This window comes from Streptomyces sp. A01 (assembly GCF_059026195.1).
In genome coordinates this window covers 272,447-290,439 of the sequence record NZ_JBWLKN010000010.1, presented here as the reverse complement: position 1 = coordinate 290,439, position 17,993 = coordinate 272,447, and the positions used below count along the sequence as shown (strand labels likewise).

The 17,993-nt window shown below is 70.4% G+C and carries 18 protein-coding genes and 1 riboswitch; of the genes, 10 read left to right on the top strand and 8 right to left on the bottom strand.

The window, feature by feature from the left end; genetic code table 11:
- The 3 genes from AC5P1B_RS16605 to AC5P1B_RS16595 all read left to right on the top strand — a co-directional run.
- Positions 1-540 (top strand): cbb3-type cytochrome c oxidase subunit I (locus AC5P1B_RS16605; protein ID WP_493887917.1); only part of this gene is annotated, 540 nt, incomplete at its 5' end.
- Positions 537-935 carry a cytochrome c oxidase subunit 4 gene (locus AC5P1B_RS16600; RefSeq protein ID WP_493887916.1) on the top strand — a complete coding sequence of 133 codons (399 nt, stop codon included), beginning with the start codon at positions 537-539 and terminating at the stop codon, positions 933-935. The genes AC5P1B_RS16605 and AC5P1B_RS16600, both read left to right, overlap by 4 nt.
- Before the next feature lie 138 nt (positions 936-1,073).
- Entirely contained in the window at positions 1,074-2,324 is a 1,251-nt protein-coding gene (locus AC5P1B_RS16595; protein WP_493887915.1) for a L,D-transpeptidase, read from the top strand.
- 89 nt (positions 2,325-2,413) lie between these two features.
- Here AC5P1B_RS16595 and AC5P1B_RS16590 read toward each other — a convergent pair whose 3' ends face one another.
- Complete coding sequence (locus tag AC5P1B_RS16590) at positions 2,414-2,815, bottom strand: hypothetical protein (RefSeq protein ID WP_493887947.1); 402 nt, start codon at positions 2,813-2,815, stop codon at positions 2,414-2,416.
- A gap of 271 nt (positions 2,816-3,086) precedes the next feature.
- Between AC5P1B_RS16590 and ctaE the strand changes: the two genes are divergently transcribed.
- The 6 genes from ctaE to AC5P1B_RS16560 all read left to right on the top strand — a co-directional run bounded on the left by ctaE (position 3,087) and on the right by AC5P1B_RS16560 (position 10,569).
- Positions 3,087-3,707, top strand: a complete 621-nt coding sequence (ctaE, locus tag AC5P1B_RS16585; protein ID WP_493887914.1) for an aa3-type cytochrome oxidase subunit III — start codon at positions 3,087-3,089, stop codon at positions 3,705-3,707.
- Between the two features lie 81 nt (positions 3,708-3,788).
- Complete coding sequence (gene qcrC, locus AC5P1B_RS16580) at positions 3,789-4,601, top strand: cytochrome bc1 complex diheme cytochrome c subunit (RefSeq protein WP_493887913.1); 813 nt, start codon at positions 3,789-3,791, stop codon at positions 4,599-4,601.
- Entirely contained in the window at positions 4,598-5,653 is a 1,056-nt protein-coding gene (gene qcrA, locus AC5P1B_RS16575) for a cytochrome bc1 complex Rieske iron-sulfur subunit (RefSeq protein WP_493887912.1), read from the top strand. Before qcrC ends, qcrA begins: the two co-directional genes overlap by 4 nt.
- The gene (qcrB, locus tag AC5P1B_RS16570; RefSeq protein WP_493887911.1) at positions 5,650-7,278 is read left to right on the top strand and encodes a cytochrome bc1 complex cytochrome b subunit; all 1,629 of its coding nucleotides are present in this window, start codon (positions 5,650-5,652) and stop codon (positions 7,276-7,278) included. Before qcrA ends, qcrB begins: the two co-directional genes overlap by 4 nt.
- 128 nt (positions 7,279-7,406) lie before the next feature.
- Positions 7,407-8,501: an anthranilate phosphoribosyltransferase gene (trpD, locus tag AC5P1B_RS16565; protein ID WP_493887910.1), complete on the top strand. Its 1,095-nt coding sequence runs from the start codon at positions 7,407-7,409 to the stop codon at positions 8,499-8,501.
- Positions 8,502-8,732: 231 nt separating this feature from the next.
- Positions 8,733-8,850: riboswitch (SAM riboswitch) on the top strand.
- Between the two features lie 237 nt (positions 8,851-9,087).
- Positions 9,088-10,569 carry an aminotransferase class V-fold PLP-dependent enzyme gene (locus tag AC5P1B_RS16560; RefSeq protein WP_493887909.1) on the top strand — a complete coding sequence of 494 codons (1,482 nt, stop codon included), beginning with the start codon at positions 9,088-9,090 and terminating at the stop codon, positions 10,567-10,569.
- A gap of 34 nt (positions 10,570-10,603) precedes the next feature.
- Here AC5P1B_RS16560 and AC5P1B_RS16555 read toward each other — a convergent pair whose 3' ends face one another.
- The 7 genes from AC5P1B_RS16555 to AC5P1B_RS16525 all read right to left on the bottom strand — a co-directional run bounded on the left by AC5P1B_RS16555 (position 10,604) and on the right by AC5P1B_RS16525 (position 17,526).
- The gene (locus AC5P1B_RS16555; RefSeq protein WP_493887908.1) at positions 10,604-12,028 is read right to left on the bottom strand and encodes a glycerate kinase family protein; all 1,425 of its coding nucleotides are present in this window, start codon (positions 12,026-12,028) and stop codon (positions 10,604-10,606) included.
- 88 nt (positions 12,029-12,116) lie between these two features.
- Positions 12,117-13,532 carry an SLC13 family permease gene (locus tag AC5P1B_RS16550; protein ID WP_493887907.1) on the bottom strand — a complete coding sequence of 472 codons (1,416 nt, stop codon included), beginning with the start codon at positions 13,530-13,532 and terminating at the stop codon, positions 12,117-12,119.
- A gap of 210 nt (positions 13,533-13,742) precedes the next feature.
- Positions 13,743-14,402 carry a response regulator transcription factor gene (locus tag AC5P1B_RS16545; RefSeq protein WP_493887906.1) on the bottom strand — a complete coding sequence of 220 codons (660 nt, stop codon included), beginning with the start codon at positions 14,400-14,402 and terminating at the stop codon, positions 13,743-13,745.
- Positions 14,399-15,955 carry a sensor histidine kinase gene (locus AC5P1B_RS16540; RefSeq protein WP_493887905.1) on the bottom strand — a complete coding sequence of 519 codons (1,557 nt, stop codon included), beginning with the start codon at positions 15,953-15,955 and terminating at the stop codon, positions 14,399-14,401. The genes AC5P1B_RS16545 and AC5P1B_RS16540 overlap by 4 nt, the downstream gene beginning before the upstream one ends.
- Positions 15,942-16,430 (bottom strand): hypothetical protein, encoded by a 489-nt coding sequence (locus AC5P1B_RS16535; protein ID WP_493887904.1) that lies wholly within the window; start codon positions 16,428-16,430, stop codon positions 15,942-15,944. The genes AC5P1B_RS16540 and AC5P1B_RS16535 overlap by 14 nt, the downstream gene beginning before the upstream one ends.
- Positions 16,431-16,504: 74 nt before the next feature.
- Positions 16,505-16,786 (bottom strand): Lrp/AsnC ligand binding domain-containing protein, encoded by a 282-nt coding sequence (locus AC5P1B_RS16530; protein ID WP_493887903.1) that lies wholly within the window; start codon positions 16,784-16,786, stop codon positions 16,505-16,507.
- A complete protein-coding gene (locus AC5P1B_RS16525; protein ID WP_493887902.1) occupies positions 16,783-17,526 on the bottom strand; it encodes a rhomboid family intramembrane serine protease in 744 nt (247 codons plus the stop codon). The genes AC5P1B_RS16530 and AC5P1B_RS16525 overlap by 4 nt, the downstream gene beginning before the upstream one ends.
- 225 nt (positions 17,527-17,751) lie before the next feature.
- Between AC5P1B_RS16525 and AC5P1B_RS16520 the strand changes: the two genes are divergently transcribed.
- Entirely contained in the window at positions 17,752-17,991 is a 240-nt protein-coding gene (locus AC5P1B_RS16520; RefSeq protein ID WP_493887946.1) for a hypothetical protein, read from the top strand.
- The last annotated feature ends 2 nt before the right edge of the window (positions 17,992-17,993 follow it).

Genomic DNA, 17,993 nt, shown 5'->3' with positions numbered 1-17,993 from the left:
CACTTCCACTACGTGATCTTCGGTACGGTCGTGTTCGCGATGTTCTCCGGATTCCACTTCTGGTGGCCGAAGTTCACCGGCAAGATGCTCGACGAGCGCCTCGGGAAGATCACGTTCTGGACGCTGTTCATCGGCTTCCACGGCACGTTCCTCGTCCAGCACTGGCTGGGCGCCGAGGGCATGCCGCGCCGGTACGCCGACTACCTCGCGGCGGACGGCTTCACCACGCTCAACACGATCTCGACGATCAGTTCCTTCCTGCTCGGTCTCTCCGTGCTGCCGTTCTTCTACAACGTCTGGAAGACGGCCAAGTACGGCAAGAAGGTCGAGGTCGACGACCCGTGGGGCTACGGCCGCTCCCTGGAGTGGGCGACGTCCTGCCCGCCGCCGCGGCACAACTTCACCTCCCTGCCGCGCATCCGCTCCGAATCCCCGGCGTTCGACCTGCACCACCCGGAGATCGCGGCGCTCGACCAGTTGGAGAACGTCGGGCACGGCGCGGACAAGGCCCTCGCGGGTGGCAAGGAGGCCGGCAAGTGAAGATCCAAGGCCGGATGTTCATCTGGCTCGCCGTCTTCATCCTCGCCATGGCGATCGTCTATGGCGTGTGGTCGAAGGAGCCGGCCGGTACGACCGCGCTCTTCCTGGCCTTCGGGCTGAGCATCATGATCGGCTACTACCTGGCGTTCACAGCGCGCCGGGTGGACGCCGGAGCGCAGGACAACAAGGACGCCGATGTCGCTGACGACGCCGGTGAGCTGGGCTTCTTCAGCCCGCACAGCTGGCAGCCGCTGTTCCTCGCGGTCGGCAGCGCGTTCGCCTTCCTGGGCGTCGTCTTCGGCTGGTGGCTGATGTACTTCTCCGCCCCGATCATCCTGGTCAGCATCTTCGGCTGGGTCTTCGAGTACTACCGGGGTGAGAACCGCACCCAGTAAGGCCCACAAGGTTCACGCACGAGGCCCGGACACCCGCGAGGTGTCCGGGCCTCACGCGTACGCGGGCGCGGGTGGCCACCGCCCCTCGTTTGCAGCACTGGACGCGCCGAATCCGGCCATTCTTCTTAGCGTGTGGTCATGAGCCACACTTCTGGATACCGAATAGCGCTCAGCTGCGCCCTGGTGGCGTCGCTCGCGGCTGGAGCCGTGGCGTGCGGCGGTTCCTCCTCTGGTTCGCAGGAGGACAAGCCGTACGACGCGGCGGAACAGATCGCCTTCAACGGCACCAGGGACGACCGCAGGGCCAACCCGGACAAGCCACTCGAAGTGACCGCCAAGAACGACGACAGCCGGATCACCGATGTGACGGCGACCGACGCCGCAGGGCGCTATGTACGGGGCGAACTCGCCGCCGACGGCAGTAGATGGCGCAGCACCGCTCCGCTGGCCGCAGGCGCCCACTACACGGTCCGTGTGAGCACAGAGAACAAGCACGGAGCCCCCGGCCGCAAGACGATCGGCTTCGACACGGCCCCGGCTGACAAGCTGCTGCGCGTGGCCTTCGGCCCCGACAACGGCACGTACGGCGTCGGCCAGCCCGTCACGGCCGAGTTGAGCGCCCCCGTCAAGGGCAAGGCCGCCCGCGCCGTCGTGGAACGCTCCTTGCGGGTCAGCTCACAGCCCAGCGTGGACGGAGGCTGGCACTGGGTGGACGACCGGACCCTGCACTACCGCCCGAGTGACTACTGGCCCGCCAGGGCGGCCATCACGGTGCGCAGCGGCCTGGACGGCATCAAGGTCGCCGACGGCCTGTACGGGGGGCCCGCGAAGCCCCTGAAGCTGCGTACAGGCGCGAGGATCGAGGCCATCACCGACGCGGCCACCCACCAGATGACGGTGCTGCGCGACGGCCAGGTGATCCGCACCATCCCGGTGACCACGGGCAAGCCGGGATTCGACACCCGCAACGGCGTCAAGGTGATCCTCGGCAAGGAGTCGTTCGTGCGGATGCGCGGCACCAGCATCGGCATCGCCGAGGGCAGTTCCGAGTCGTACGACCTGCCGGTGCACTGGGCGACCCGGGTCACCTGGAGCGGTGAGTACGTGCACGCCGCGCCGTGGTCGGTCGGTTCGCAGGGCGCGGCCAACGTCAGCCACGGCTGCACGGGCATGTCCACCGAGAACGCCCACTGGTTCTTCAACACGGTCCGGGAGGGCGACATCGTCAGGGTCGTCGGCAGCGCCGGGGAGACGATGACGCCGTTCGACAACGGCTTCGGCGACTGGAACCTGTCCTGGCAGGAGTGGCGCGAGGGCAGCGCCCTGACCGGCGGCACCAGGGAGGGCAGCGGCCCCGCCGACGCGGCCAGGCTCCGCCCGGCCATCTGACGGCGGTGCCGGGGCGTCAGGCCGCGCCGTGGGCGGTCAGGAAGGCCCGCTGGGGAGGCGCTGAGGCCCGGCCGGACCCGCGTGCGCGGTCAGGTGCCCACGGCCCGCCGCTCGCGCAGCAGGCCCGCCAGCGCGTCCGCGAAGGACACCGGGTCCACCGGATGCGTCACAGCCGCCTCAGCGCGGCTCCAGGTCGCCAGCCAGGCGTCCTGGGGGCGGCCGATGAGGAGCAGCACCGGCGGGCAGTCGTAGATCTCGTCCTTGATCTGCCGGCAGACGCCCATGCCGCCCGCCGGCGCTGTCTCGCCGTCCAGCACGCACACATCGATCCCCCCGACTTCCAGTGCCTCAAGGACGGCGGGGAGCGTGGCGCACTCCAGGAACTCGACTGGCGGTACGTCGGTGGCGGGGCGCCGCCCCGCGGCGAGCCGCACCTGCTCGCGGGTGCCCGCGTTGTCGCTGTAGACCAGCACCGTGGCAGTGGGCCGCATCATTCCTCCAGGCAGGTGGGCAGCTCGGTACGGAGTGGGTCCGTTGCGCGGATGCTACGCCGCCAAGGGCCGCCGGGAGGAGGGGTTGCACGCATCCAAGATCGGACCAACGGCCCGTCAGGACATGTGGCGGCGGGGACCCGGCGTTGGGCCGTCCGTGCGGGTTCCCCCCTTCGGGGGACCGCCTCGATAGGCCATATGAGCCGCTTGAACAGCCTTGACACTCCGAACGGCACCCCCCGAGGTGAGGGCGGGATAAGCGACCGACATAATGTCGGTCGTGGCGACAGCAACAGCAGTAGATACCGGGCACGCGCACCCGTCGGTCAACCGGCCGAACCTCACCAGTGTCGGAACCATCATTTGGCTGAGTTCCGAGCTGATGTTCTTCGCGGCCCTCTTCGCGATGTACTTCACCCTCCGATCGGTGATGGGAGCCGAGCACTGGAAGGAAATGGCCGATGCGCTGAACTTCCCGTTCTCGGCGACGAACACCACGATCCTGGTGCTCTCCTCCCTCACGTGCCAGCTCGGCGTCTTCGCCGCCGAGCGAGGCGACGTGAAGAAGCTGCGCATGTGGTTCGTGGTCACCTTCGTGATGGGTGCGATCTTCGTCGGCGGTCAGGTCTTCGAGTACACCGAGCTGGTCAAGCACGAGGGGCTTTCGCTCTCGTCCGACCCGTACGGCTCGGTCTTCTACCTGACGACCGGCTTCCACGGGCTGCACGTGACAGGCGGACTCATCGCCTTCTTGCTGGTCCTGGGCAGGACGTACGCGGCTAAGAGATTCACTCACGAGCAGGCGACGGCGGCCATCGTCGTGTCGTACTACTGGCACTTCGTCGACGTTGTCTGGATTGGCCTCTTCGCCACGATCTACATGATCAAGTAACCGGTCCCGTACCGGACCCGCGTCTCAACGAAGACGCCGCAAGAAGTACTGACGCAGAAGATCCTGACACCGGGGTAATCCGTGAAAAAGCTCTCCGCACGACGGCGCCACCCGCTGGCGGCGCTGGTCGTCCTACTCTTCGCGCTGGCGGTAACGGGGGGGCTTTACGCCGCGTTCGCGCCCGCGGACAAGGCCAAGGCCGAAGAGGCCCAGACCTCCCTCGCCATCGACGAGGGCAAAAAGCTCTACGCCGTGGGCTGCGCAAGCTGCCATGGCACTGGCGGCCAAGGTTCATCCGACGGTCCGAGCCTGGTAGGCGTCGGCTCCGCCGCCGTGGACTTCCAGGTGAGTACCGGCCGCATGCCGGCCCAGCAGAACGGTGCCCAGGCCCCGAAGAAGCCCAAGGTGTACTCCGCGGCTGAGACCGAGCAGCTCGCGGCGTACGTCGCCTCGCTCGGTGCCGGTCCGGAGACGCCCACCAAGAGTCAGTACAGCCTCGATGGCTCAGAAGATGCTGCCAACGGTGGCAACCTCTTCCGTTCGAACTGTGCCCAGTGCCACAATTTCTCCGGCAAGGGCGGCGCGCTCAGTGGCGGCAAGTACGCGCCCACTCTTACTGGTGTGGACCCGAAGCACATCTACGAGGCCATGACGACCGGTCCGCAGAACATGCCGTCTTTCCCCGACACGGTCATGCCGGAGAAGGAGAAGAAGGACATCATCGCCTACCTCGACAAGGTGAACGGCGAGGACAGCGATAGCCCTGGTGGCTTCATGCTGGGTGGACTCGGCCCGGTTGTTGAAGGGTTGTTCGCCTGGATCTTCGGCCTGGGGCTCCTGATCGCCATCACCATTTGGGTCGCAGCCCGGACCACGAAGGCCAAGAAGTCATGAGCAGCCAAGACAATTCAGAAGAGAACCTGCCACAGCAGCAGGACGCCGCTGACAGCGGCGCACTGGCGACGACGGATGATCCGTTCGCCGACCCGGGGCTGCCGCCCCACGAACATCGAGTTCAGGACATTGATGAGCAGGCCGCCAAGCGCTCCGAGCGCGTGGTCGCCGGTCTGTTCACCCTGTCGATGCTGTCCACGGTGGGCTTCATCGCCTCCTACGTGACCTTCCCGGTCGACAAGATCGTCTACATCTTCCCGTTCGGGCGGATCAGCGCGCTCAACTTCTCCCTGGGAATCACTCTCGGTCTGGCGCTGTTCTGCATCGGCGCGGGCGTCATCCACTGGGCCCGCACCCTGATGACGGACGTCGAGGTGCCCGAGGAGCGGCACTCGATGGAAGCCTCTCCCGAGGTCAGGGAGCAGGTGATCGCCGGGTTCAAGGAGGGTGCGCGCGAGTCGGATCTCGGCCGCCGCAAGCTGGTCCGCAACACCCTGATCGGCGCCATGGCGATGGTGCCGCTCACCGGCTTGGTACTGCTGCGCGACCTCGGCCCGCTGCCGGGGACGATGCTGCGGCACTCCAAGTGGGGCAAGGGCAAGATGCTGATCAACGAGAACACGCATGAGCCGCTTCGCCCCGAGGACATCGCCGTCGGTTCGCTGACGTTCGCCATGCCCGAGGGTCTCAGCGAGGAAGACCACGACTTCAACAACGAGATCGCCAAGGCAGCGCTCATGATCGTCCGGCTGCAGCCGGAGAACATCAAGGACAAGCGCGAACTGGACTGGTCGCACGAGGGCATCGTCGCTTTCTCCAAGATCTGCACGCACGTCGGCTGCCCCATCAGCCTGTACGAGCAGCAGACGCACCACGTGCTGTGCCCTTGCCACCAGTCGACCTTTGACCTGACCGATGGTGGCCGCGTGATCTTCGGTCCGGCGGGTCACGCCCTGCCGCAGCTTCGGATCACGGTCAACGACAAGGGCTACCTTGAGGCGATGGGCGACTTCGCGGAGCCCGTCGGTCCTGCCTACTGGGAGCGCGGATGAGTACTGCAACTGACACTCGGCGCAAGAAGGCTCCAGCAGGCGAGCGTGTCGCCGACTGGGCTGACAGCCGACTGGGCGTATACAGCCTCGCCAAGGCCAATTTGCGCAAGATCTTCCCGGACCACTGGTCCTTCATGCTCGGTGAGGTCTGCCTCTACAGCTTCATCATCATCATCCTCACGGGTGTGTACCTCACGATGTTCTTCAACCCGAGCATGGGGGAGGTCGTCTACGACGGCCCGTACGTCCCCATGCAGGGCATCCGGATGTCGGAGGCTTACGCGTCGACGCTGGACATCAGCTTCGAGGTCCGCGGCGGTCTGCTCATAAGGCAGATCCACCACTGGGCCGCGCTGATCTTCATCGGCGCCATGTTCGTGCACATGATGCGCGTGTTCTTCACCGGCGCGTACCGCAAGCCGCGTGAGATGAACTGGGTCTTCGGCTTCCTGCTGCTGGTCCTCGGACTCTTCACCGGCCTCACCGGCTACTCGCTGCCGGACGACCTGCTCTCCGGCACCGGTGTCCGGTTCACCCAGGGCGCCATCCTGTCGGTGCCACTGGTCGGCACGTACATCTCGATGTTCCTCTTCGGAGGCGAGTTCCCCGGCCACGACTTCGTCGGACGGTTCTACTCGATCCACATCCTGTTGCTGCCAGGCATCATGCTCGGCCTGGTCGTGGGGCACCTGATCCTGGTGTTCGTGCACAAGCACACGCACTGGGCCGGTCCCGGCAAGACCAACAAGAACGTCGTCGGTACGCCGTTCCTGCCCGTCTACATGGGCAAGGCCGGAGGCTTCTTCTTCCTGGTCTTCGGTGTCATCGCGGCCATCGCGGCCGTCGCCACGATCAACCCCGTATGGGCGATCGGCCCCTACCGGCCGGATCAGGTGTCCACCGGTGCGCAACCGGACTGGTATCTGGGCTTCGCCGAGGGTCTGATCCGGGTGATGCCTGGCTGGGAGATCAATATCTGGGGCCACACCCTCGTGCTGGGTGTGTTCATCCCGCTGGTGATCTTCCCGCTGGTGCTGGTGGCCATCGCCGTGTACCCGTTCGTCGAGTCCTGGGCCACCGGGGACAAGCGGGAGCACCACCTGCTGGACCGCCCGCGCAACACCCCGACCCGTACCGGCTTCGGTGTCGCCTGGATCACCAGCTACCTGACGATGCTCGTCGCCGGTGGAAACGACATCTGGGCCACGCACTTCCACCTATCGATCAACGCGATCACCTGGTTCTCCCGCATCGCGTTCTTCGTCGCCCCGGTGGTCGCCTTCATCGCCACGAAGCGGATCTGCCTGGGTCTGCAGCGTCGCGACAGGGAGAAGGTGCTGCACGGCCGCGAGTCGGGCATCATCAAGCGGCTGCCGCACGGTGAGTTCATCGAGGTGCACGAGCCGCTGTCGGCGGACATGCGGCACACGCTCACCGCACACGAGCAGTACAAGCCACTGGAGATCGAGCCGGAGGTCGACGAGAACGGTGTGGAGCGTAAGCCCACCCGCTCGGAGAAGCTGCGCGTGAAGCTCTCCAAGGGTCTGTACGGCGAGGAGAGCCAGATCGCCAAGCCCACCGCCGACGAGTACAAGGAGATCACCAGCGGCCACGGCCACCACTGATTTCCGCCCGATCACTCGCTGATCGCCACAGCGCAGAACCCCGTCCGCAGCCTGGACGGGGTTCTTCGCTGTTCACGGCGCTGGATAGGCTGGCCGCGTAACGCACTCAACCACCAGGAGCGTGGACCATGGACGTTGTAACCCCGGCAGGCGGCGACAGCGCGACGGCCCACACCTGGCCGGAGATCCTGCGCTCACTGCTCGGCGGCCGCGACCTCAGCGCGGACGCCACCGCCTGGGCGATGGACCGCGTCATGCGCGGCGAGGCGAGTGACGCCCAGATCGCCGGTTTCGCCGTCGCGCTGCGAGCCAAGGGCGAGACCGTCGCCGAGGTCGCCGGGATGGTCCGGACGATGTACGACCACGCCAACCTCATCGAGGTCCCCGGTCCGACCGTCGACATCGTGGGCACCGGGGGCGACGGGGCCAAGACCGTGAACATCTCCACGATGTCCGCCGTGGTCGTCGCGGGCACCGGGGCGAAGGTCGTCAAGCACGGCAACCGGGCCGCGTCGTCGGCCAGCGGCGCCTCCGACGTCCTGGAAAAGCTCGGCGTCAACCTCGACCTCACCCCCGCGAGGGTCGCCGAGGTCGCCGAGCAGGCGGGCATCACCTTCTGTTTCGCCGTGAAGTTCCACCCGTCGCTGCGGCATGTGGCGCCCGCCCGCCGCGAGCTGGGCATCCCCACCACCTTCAACTTCCTCGGGCCGCTGACCAATCCGGCCCGTGTGAAGGCGCAGGCGACCGGTGTGGCGGACCCCCGGATGGCGCCCATCCTCGCGGGCGTGCTCGCGGAACGCGGCTCCAGCGCGCTGGTCTTCCGCGGTGACGACGGCCTCGACGAGCTGACGACCACGGCGACCTCGCGGGTGTGGGTCGTACGCGGCGGGGAGGTGCGGGAGCAGGCGTTCGACCCGCGCGACGTCGGCCTCGACCTGGTCCCCGTGGAGGCGCTGCGGGGCGCCGACGCCTCGCACAACGCGGACGTGGCCCGGCGGCTGCTCGCGGGCGAGCAGGGGCCCGTACGGGACGCCGTGCTGCTCAACTCGGCGGCGGCGCTGGTCGCCCTGGAGGGGATCGGTCCGGCTGGGTCCGCCGCACCGGTGGCGGAGCTGCGGCTGGCCGAGCGGATCGCCGCGGGTATCGAGCGGGCCGCCGAGTCCATCGACTCGGGTGAGGCCAGACGCACGCTGGAGCGGTGGGTGGCGGCCAGCAACGCGTAGCCCTTCGCGCAGTCCTTGCGGCGGGGCGCCTTGCTCGGCCCCCGCCTTTGGAGACTCCCCGATCGCGCGGGTGGCGGTGCGGCGCGGTCCGCCGGTCCGCCGCCGGCCCGCGTCGGCGCGGTGCTCGCCGTCCGTCGCGCCGCTGTGGCGCGGGGACCGGCCCCGGCACGGCGCGTTTCACGATCCGGACCGGGCTTGCGCCGTGATCGTGGTGTGGCATGATGCTGCGCAGGTCACGAGTGACAGCGATGCAGGCCCCGGCCCGCTGTCCGGCAACCCTCCGTCCGTGGCGGGGTGCCCCGGGTGATGACCAGGCCGTAGGCAGCGAGGTCTACGGCAAGCGCGGACCCCTCGCACTCTCTTGTGAGTGAAGCGGCCAGGGGTCCTGGTGGTCGAGGGAGTTCTTCCGTGAACCAGCGAATGCGATAGGGCCTTCGGCCCGTCCCCCGTCCCTCCGCACGCCTTCCGCGTGTGCCGAGGCAGTTTCCGCACTCGCTGGTGAGGTCACCGGCCGTGCGTTTCGTCGTAGCCACACAGCCATGAAGCCCCGCGCTCATGAAGCTCTGTCCTGCCGGGAGATCTCGCCATGTCCACGCGCCCTTTCGTCGCTTCCGCCTCCACGTCCGACGCCTCTGCTTCCGTTGCCTCCCCTGAGGGGACCGCCTCCGCCGACCCCGCCTGTGAGGGCGTCACCTTCGAGCCGCTGCCGGTCCTCGGCGCCGGTGTGCGGGTTCCGCTCGTCACGGGCGGCGAGGTCGAGTACGCCGCGCTGGACTACGCGGCCAGCGCGCCCGCGCTGCGCAGGGTCTGGGACGACGTCGCGTCCTACGTCCCGTACTACGGCAGCGTGCACCGCGGCGCCGGGTACCTCTCGCAGCTCTCCACCGACCTTTTCGAGACGAGCAGGGCCGATGTCGCCGCCTTCCTCGGCTGCCGGGACGGGGACCAGGTCATCTTCACCCGCTCCACCACCGACTCGCTCAACCTGCTCGCCTCCGTACTGCCCCAGGGCGCCCGGGTGTTCGTGTTCGAGACCGAGCACCACGCCTCGCTGCTGCCCTGGGAGCAGCGCGACGGGGTCCACGTGACCTACCTCAGCGCGCCGCGCTCCCCGGGCGAGGCCGTCGAGACGCTGGAGCGGGCGCTGGCCGACCGGGAGCGGGACGGATCACCCGCGCTGGTGTGTGTGACGGGCGCGTCGAACGTGACGGGTGAGCTGTGGCCCGTACGGGAGCTGGCCGACGCGGCGCACGCGCACGGCGCGCGGATCGTGGTGGACGCCGCCCAGTTGGTGCCGCACCACCCGGTGGACATCGCGGAGCTGGACGCCGACTGGATCGCGTTCTCCGGGCACAAGCTCTACGCGCCGTTCGGCTCCGGGGTGCTCGCCGGGCGGGCGGACTGGCTGCGGGACGCCGAGCCGTACCTCGCCGGTGGCGGGGCGAGCCGCACGGTGGCACGGCGCGCGGACGGCGGGGTCGATGTCGAGTGGCACACGACGGCCGCCCGGCACGAGGCCGGTTCGCCGAACGTGATCGGCGTCTACTCGATCGCCTCGGCCTGCAAGGCGCTGACGGAGGCCGGGTTCGACACCCTGGTGGCCAGGGAGCGGCAGCTCATCGCGAAGGTACGGGACGGGCTCGCCGATGTGCCGCAGGTGCGGGTGCTGTCGCTGTTCGGCGACGACGCGCCCCGGGTCGGCGTCCTCTCCTTCGTGGTGGACGGCTGGAACAGTTCGCACTTCGCCGCCGCGCTGTCCGCCGAGTACGGCATCGGCGTCAGGGACGGTCTCTTCTGCGCCCACCCGCTGGTCCGCACCCTGCTGGGCAGTGAGCCGACGGACCCGGGGGAGTGCGGCTCACCGGACGCCGCGCCGGGCGGCTCCTCGGCCGAGGGCCAGGGGCGTTCGCTCAACGCCATCCGGGTCAGCTTCGGCGCGGGCACGCCGGACGAGCACGTGGAGCGGTTCGTCAGTGCCGTACGGGAGCTGATCACGGACGGCGCGCGCTGGAACTACCGTACAGAGGAAGGCCGTTGCGTGCCGGACCGGAGCCCCGCCGCCCTCTGAGCCACCGCGGCCCCGGCCGGGGGCGGGCTCGAAGTCAAGCCATGGCCGGGGCGGTCGGGGCGGCGTGCCCCCGGCGCCGCCGCGGCTGCGAGTACGGCTGCGGCTGCGGGGTGCGCAGCCGGGTGCCGAGCAGGATCATCCGCAGCGCGCGTTCGGTGGCGTCGGCGAGGAACTCATGGCCCCGGCCCAGCGCTTCGGCGAGCGGGACCGGGGCGGGCAGGATGCCGTGGTACGCGTCCACGCCCGCGCCCCTGACCTCGTGCGCGCCCTCGCCGATGGTGCCGGCGATGGCCAGCACCGGCCTGCCGTACTCCTTCGCGCGGCGGGCCACCTCGGCGGGGATCTTGCCGCGCGTCGTCTGCCGGTCCAGCGCACCCTCGGCGGTGACGACGAGGTCGGCGCGGGCCAGCCGGGCGTCCAGGTCGAGACCGTCGAGCAGCACATCGAAGCGGGGCAGCAGCCGGGCGCCGACGGCGGCGAGCCCGGCTCCGAGCCCGCCCGAGGCACCGGTTCCCGGGCCGTAGCGCAGGTCGCCGGGGTGTGCGGGGCCGCGGGCCGATGGGCGGAGGCGGCCGAGCACATCACGCGTGAGGAGGTCCGCCCAGTGGCTGAGTGCCGCGGCCAGCTGCTCGGTCTGGGCGGGGGTCGCGCCCTTTTGCGGTCCGAAGACGCGGGCCACGCCGTGCGTCCCGCAGAGCACGTTGAACGGGTTGCACGCGACGAGCAGTTCGGTGGCGGCGAGGCGCGGATCGAGCCCGGAGGCGTCGATGCGGCGCAGGCGGGCCAGCGCCCGGCCGCCGGGCGGGAGGTCGCGCCCCGCGCCGTCCAGGAGGCGGACGCCGAGGGCCCGCAGCGCGCCCGCGCCGCCGTCGGAGGTGCCCGAGTCGCCGCAGCCGACGAGGACGCGGCGGGCCCCGGAGTCCAGCGCGGCGCGGATGAGCTGGCCGACCCCGTGGGTCGTGGTGGCGCCTGGGTCGCGGCGGTCGGCGGGGACCAGGGACAGCCCGGCGACGGCTGCCATCTCGACGACGGCGGTACGCGGCGTGTCCCCGGCGCGGGCGCCGGGGACACGGGGCCGCAACGGGGCGCGCGCGGTGACTGGGCCCTGGTTTCCCTGGCCGCCTGCGCCTCCGCCTGCGCCTCCGCCTGCGCCTGCGCCTCCGCCGCCCCCTTCACCTCCTCTGCCTCCCTCGCCGAGCAGGGCGAAGTGGGTGGGCACCGGGTCGCCGACCGGTCCGGTCGCTGTGACCGCGCGCAGTTCGCCGCCGGTCGCTGCGGCCAGCGCCTCCGCCGTCCCCTCACCGCCGTCGACGAGGGGGATGAGGTCGGTCTCCGCTCCGGGCAGGACGCGGAGCAGCCCCTCGGCGATGGCCTCGGCGGCCTCACGCGCGGACAGCGACTCCTTGAACCCGCTGGGGGCGATGGCGAAACGGTAGGGGCGGGCGCTGGGCAGGTCCACGGGTACTCCCTGGAGGTGAGAGGGGCGAGGTGGCGTACGGGAAGGGCCGCTGACCGCGCGCCCGCATGGCGGGAACGCGGGCGGTAGGTCACAGGGGGACCCCGAGCAGGGGCCACACCGTCAGGGCGAACAGCAGCACCAGCGCCGCCGTCAGGGGAGCCAGCACCGCCGAGAGCCGCAGCAGGTCCCGCGGGGTGTACGTGGGAAGGCACGGGATGTCGGCGAAGAGGGCGACCGGCTTCGCCGAAGCGGGCAGCGTGTGGCAGAACCCGGCGGCCGCCGTCGACGCCAGCGCGGCGGCCACCGGGTTGACCCCGGCCCCGGCCGCCGCGGCGACCACCAGCGGCACCAGCACGCTGGAGCGGGCGGAGCGGGACTGGAGCACGAGATGAGCCGCGGTGCTGACCACGATCACCGCCGCCAGGAACAGCCACGGCGGGACGGCACCGTCTCCTGGCAGCCCGGACACCAGCCAGCGCGCGGCGCCCGACTCGGCCAGTGCCACGCCCATCGCCATCGTCGCCGCCATGAACAGCAGCAGCGACCAGGGCACGGTCCCCAACGCGTCCTTGAGCCGCACCGTGCCCAGCGCGGGGGAAGCCGCCACCATCGCCCCGATCAGGGCGACGACGGCGGGCGGCACCCCGTGCAGCGGTTCGCTGCACCACAGCGTCACCACCGTGCCCAGCAGCAGCGCGCACCGCGTCTCACCGGGCGAGAGCGGACCGGTCACCGGCTGCTCGGTGTGCTCCTGGAGCTGCTCGGCGGTGATCCGTACGGAACCCTTCCGGTCGACCCTGGCCGTGGTGGTGAGCAGCACGGCCTCGGCGCCCAGGTGGGAGGAGACGATGGCGAGGGGAAGCCCGAGGAGCAGCCAGCGGGTGAAGCCGATGTCCTCCCCGGTGGTCTCCCACAGCACCGACACCGTGATCAGGTGCGCGCCCGCCCCGATCAGCGTGGCCATGGCCGACAGCAGGATGACGGTCGGAAAGAGCAGCGCGAGCATCACCACCAGCCGTCCGCGCCCTGCCAGCACCTGCGCCAGGGCCAGGAAGACGGGCAGCGCGAGCGCCGCCCGGCCCGAGGTCGCCGGGACGGCGAAGGCCGTGGCGACCAGGGCGGCGGTGGTGAGGTGGACGAGCTGGCGTACGGTGCGGGCCCCGCTCACCAAGAACGCCGCGGCCCGCCCGGCGAGCCCGCTCCCCGCCACGGCGGCGGCCAGGACGAACGCGCAGATGAGCAGCCATACGGTGGCGTCGCCGAGAGTGCCGAACAGGGTGTCGCCGCTGATCACCCCGGTCGCGGTGAGGACGAGTCCGGCGGCGAGCGCGATATAGGTGTCATCGACCGGGGTGGCGATCCACGCGCACGTCGCGAGCGCGAAGACGGCCAGGGTGATTCTGGCGTCCTGGCCCAGGCCGGGGAGGTTGCCCGGCACCGCCAGGACCGCGCACAGGCTCAACGCCGCGCAGAGGGCGGCCGCTTGACGGCTGGTGAGGGTCACAGCCGTCAGTCTTGGTGGCCCCGGTGAGCCGTCCATGAGGCGTTGATGAAGGGAACTTCATGCCGTGACGGTGGTGTGCTGTGGGGGGTCGGCGGGCGCGGCACCACCGGTACGGTGCCCCGTGCCCCGTGCCCCGTGCCCCGTGCCCCGTGCCCCGTGCCCCCGTGCCCGTACTCCGGCCCGTGCTCCGTGCTCAGCCCCCAGCCCCGCTCACGGCAGCCGGTAGCCCATGCCGCGGACCGTCTCCACGCGCCGTGCGCCCAGCTTCTTGCGGAGCGCGCGAACGTAGACGTCCACGATGTTCGAGCCCGGGTCGAAGTCGTATCCCCAGACGTGGGAGAGGATCTGCTCGCGGGACAGGACCTGGCCCGGGTGGCGCAGGAACAGGTCCAGCAGGACGAACTCCCGTGCCGTCAGATCCACCAGCTCCGTACCGGCCCGTGCCCGCCGGGTGCGCAGGTCCAGGGTGAGGTCGCCGCTGCGCAGCACCGTCACCTCCGGGGCGCGGGCGGCGGTGCGCAGCCGCAGCCGGACCCTGGCCAGCAGCTCCTCGAAGCGGAACGGCTTCGTCATCCAGTCGTCGGCGCCGCCCTCAAGCCCGGCCACGGTGTCGCGTACGGAGTCGCGCGCGGTCAGCACGATCACCGGCGTGGAGACGCGGGCCTCACGGAGCACGCGCAGCACGGTGAAGCCGTCCTGGCCCGGCAGCCCGATGTCGAGGATGACGAGGTCGAAGCCGCCGGTACGGGCGTAGTCGGCGGCGGTGTCGCCGTCCCCGGCGATGGTGGTGGTGAAGCCGTTGGCGCGCAGCCCCTTGTCCACGAAGGCGGCGATACGTTCCTCGTCCTCGGCGATGAGAATGCGGGTCATCGTGCCGTCTCCTCCAGGATCAGGGTGAAGGTGGCGCCCGCCTCTGAGGCTGCCCCCGGCCTTGTGCCGGGTGCCGCTTCCGGGGCGGAGCCGTCCGGGTGCTCCGTCCGGGGTCTTCCCCAGTCGGAGGCGCTCAGTTCGACGTGCCCGCGGTGGCCTTCGGCGATGGCCTTGACGATGGACAGGCCGAGCCCGGCGCCGCCGCCGTGGCTGTCGCCCGGCGCTCCCGGGCCCCTGGCGCCGCGTCTGGCGGTACCGCGGCGGAACCGCTCGAAGATCAGCTCGGCGTCCTCGGGCCGTACGCCTGGCCCGCTGTCCGCCACGTACAGCTCCACCCGGCCGCCGTGCCCCTGCCGGGAGCCGATGCGGATGCGCTGGCCGGGCACGGTGTGCTGCACCGCGTTCTGCGCGAGCTGCACCATGGCCTGGGTGACGCGCTGCGCGTCGAGCGACGCCTCGCCGCCGGCCACCTCGGCCAGCTCCCAGCGCCGGTCGCCCAGGGTCCGCGCCTTGACGAAGACATCGGCGGTCAGCTCGGCGAGCTGCACCGGCGCGGGCAGGACGAAGTCGGGGCGCTCCGCCTTGGCGAGCAGCAGCAGATCCTCGACGATGCGGCTCATCCGGTCCAGCTCGTCGGTCACCAGCCGCACCGTCTCCTCCCGTTCGGCCGCTCCGTCGGTGGCGGTGTTCATCAGCTCCAGATGGCCGCGCACGATGGTGATGGGCGTACGCAGCTCGTGGCCCGCGTCGTCAACGAACTGCCGTTGCGCGCCGAAGGCACGCTCAAGACGGTCCAGCATCGCGTTGAAGGTCTCCGCCAGCGCCGCGATGTCGTCGCGGCCGCGCACCGGGATGCGCTGGGTCAGATCCTGCTCGGTCAGCTGCGCCGCCGTCGTACGGACCAGGCGTACGGGGGCCAGGATGCGGCCCGCCACGACCCAGCCGATGCCGCAGATCATCACCAGTGCGACCCCGGAGATGGCCAGCAGGGTCTGGAAGACGTCATCGGCCCTGTCCTGCTCGCGGTCGGCGTGGAAGGCGACGACGAATGTGCCGTCAGGGGCGCCGCGCCCGGGACTGATGGCCACCTTCGCCCAGCGCACCTCGCCCTCCTCCCGGTGCAGGGTGCCGGTGTTGCCCGCGGCGTCCGCGATCTCGGCGAGGGCGGGCTTGTCCCGGTAGACCGGCAGCTCCGTGGGGATCTCGCGCTTCTGGCGGATCACCGAGGGCCCGGCGGGCTCGTGGACCAGGCCGAGGAGTTCCTCGTACGGGTCGGCGTACTGGCGCTCCAGGAAGACCTTGAGCAGCCGGCGCGGCTCGGTGAACCGGGCACCGGTGCGCGGGTCCTGACCCCGTCGCACGAAGTTGGCGAACTCCCCGGCCTCCTGGGCGAGCAGTTCGGTGGTCCGCTGGTGGGTGTCGCGCAGCAGGATGGAGCGGGTGGTGGTGGCCACGGCGGCCAGCGCCACGGTCATCACCAGCAGCAGCCACAGCAGGATGCGGACCCGGGCCGATATCCGGCGGCGGGGGACGGCCGGGTCAGCCGTCGTCACCGGGGCCGTCGTCGTCGGAGGCCCCGTCGTCGTCCTGGCTGCCTCTTCCGCCACCGATTCCGCCACCGCCGCTGTCGTCGCCGTCGCCGTTGTTGTTGTCGTTGTTGCCGTAGGAGCTGTCATCGGCGGAACCGTCGGTGGCGGGCGGCTGGGGCACGGCCTCGTCGCTGGGCGCGGCGGGGGAGGGGGCGTCGCGGGACGGTGCCGGGCTCTCATCGGCCGCACCGGTCGCGCTGGTGCCCGGCTTCGGGGCGGGGTGCCGCGTCGCGCCGGAGCCACCAGGCGAGGGGGAGCCGCTGTCCAGCTCGACGTTCGAGGGGACCTTCGGCGACTCGGGACTGTCGGTGAGCAGATAACTCGTCGCGGCTATGCCCAGCGGGATCGCGACGACGGCCGTGAGGGTGGCGAGGCGGTGGGAGAAGGCCATGCGCGCCACGATGCGCTGGGTGACGCACGGTCCCCATGAAGGCTCCATGAAGATTTACTCATCTGGGCTTGGCGCCTTCCTCGCCGGGCCGCGAGGGCCGGGTGCCGCCGGGCGGGTGCGCGCTAGGAGTCGAGCCCGATCGCGAACGCCGCCTCCAGGTCGTGCTGCGAGTACGTACGGAACGCGATGTGCGTCTCGGTCGAGGAGACGCCGGGTACCTTGCTGATCCGGCCGGGGATGACGTCGGCGAGGTCATCGTGCCGCGCCACCCGCACCATGGCGATCAGGTCGTGCGCGCCGGTGACCGAGTAGACCTCGCTGACACCTTCCAGCGCGGCGATCTTCTCGGCGATCTCGGGGATCTGGTCCACGCTGGTCTTGATGAGCACGATCGACGTGATCACGGCTGGCTGTCTCCCTCGGTCGCCTGGGCTGGCCCTTTCACTGTAGCCGGAGGCCCGGTGGCCTCCGCCGCACCAGTCCGGCCGTGCGGCCGCGCCCACGCGTAGAGGAAACCGATGCCGAAGCCGATGAGGTGCGCGAGGTAGGCGACACCGGGACGGGGCCCGCTGCCGCGCGCCGCCAGCCACTGAAGGGTGAACCAGAAGGGCAGCACCAGCCAGGCCGGAAAGCGCAGCGGCAGGAAGAAGAGGAAGGGGAAGAGGCTGGTGACCCGCGCCCTCGGGAAGAGGAAGAGGAAAGCGCCGAGGACACCGGAGATCGCCCCCGACGCCCCGACGAGCGGCTGGGCCGAGCCGCCGTTGGCCACGGCGAAGCCGAGCAGCGCCAGATAGCCGGTGGCCAGGTAGAACAGCAGGAACCTGGCCCGGCCAAGGCGCGCCTCGGCCATGCCGCCGAAGACGTAGAGGAAGAGCAGGTTCCCCAGCAGGTGCAGCCAGTTGCCGTGGACGAAGAGCGCGGTGAGCGGGGTGAGCACCACGCGGGCGGAGTCCGCGGCGCACAGCTCGGCGGGCACCACTCCCCACCGCTGGAAGTAGCCGGCCTGCGCCCGGACCAGGTCGTCACCCGTGCCGTAGGCCGGGGAAAGGCCGCCCACCGGGCTTGCCAGGAAGAGCAGACAGCAGACGCCGATGAGGGCATATGTCACCAGTGGGCTGAGAGGAGACACCGCCTTCTTGAACATGCGCAGATCATCTCGTACGAGAAGAAAACGCGCAGATCGCCTCGCCGCGTTCCCTCCGTCCAGCACGCCCACACCCGCCCCCCGGCAGGCCGTAGGGTTACGAAGAGCACTCCCGCAGTCCGACGGCGCACAGCGGTGGGGTCCGGGCGCTCCCGGAGGCAGCAGACGCGGTACGCGATGTACGCACGCGACGGAACACGCGAAGAAGATGAGGACGACGACACCATGGCCGTTCCCCAGCCGACAGCCGAGACCCGCTGGCGCTGCACTCTGTGCGGCAACCTCACCCGCTTCGACGTCACCCGGTCGACCAAGGCCGTCGAGTACGTCCACCTCGACCTGGCCGGAGAGCCGAGGACCGAGGAGCGTGAGGTGGTCAGTGAGACCATTGAGTCAGTGCGCTGCCGCTGGTGCAACGCGGTCGACCAGATCGAGCTGGTGGACCGCCCGGGCGCGAGCGCCTGAGA

Coding starts and splice junctions, on each gene's coding strand:
- AC5P1B_RS16595 (WP_493887915.1), top strand. CDS start 1,074: ATGAGCCACACTTCTGGATACCGAATAGCGCTCAGCTGCGCCCTGGTG.
- AC5P1B_RS16590 (WP_493887947.1), bottom strand. CDS start 2,815: ATGCGGCCCACTGCCACGGTGCTGGTCTACAGCGACAACGCGGGCACC.
- ctaE (WP_493887914.1), top strand. CDS start 3,087: ATGTCGGTCGTGGCGACAGCAACAGCAGTAGATACCGGGCACGCGCAC.
- qcrA (WP_493887912.1), top strand. CDS start 4,598: ATGAGCAGCCAAGACAATTCAGAAGAGAACCTGCCACAGCAGCAGGAC.
- qcrB (WP_493887911.1), top strand. CDS start 5,650: ATGAGTACTGCAACTGACACTCGGCGCAAGAAGGCTCCAGCAGGCGAG.
- trpD (WP_493887910.1), top strand. CDS start 7,407: ATGGACGTTGTAACCCCGGCAGGCGGCGACAGCGCGACGGCCCACACC.
- AC5P1B_RS16560 (WP_493887909.1), top strand. CDS start 9,088: ATGTCCACGCGCCCTTTCGTCGCTTCCGCCTCCACGTCCGACGCCTCT.
- AC5P1B_RS16545 (WP_493887906.1), bottom strand. CDS start 14,402: ATGACCCGCATTCTCATCGCCGAGGACGAGGAACGTATCGCCGCCTTC.
- AC5P1B_RS16535 (WP_493887904.1), bottom strand. CDS start 16,430: ATGGAGCCTTCATGGGGACCGTGCGTCACCCAGCGCATCGTGGCGCGC.
- AC5P1B_RS16525 (WP_493887902.1), bottom strand. CDS start 17,526: ATGTTCAAGAAGGCGGTGTCTCCTCTCAGCCCACTGGTGACATATGCC.
- AC5P1B_RS16520 (WP_493887946.1), top strand. CDS start 17,752: ATGGCCGTTCCCCAGCCGACAGCCGAGACCCGCTGGCGCTGCACTCTG.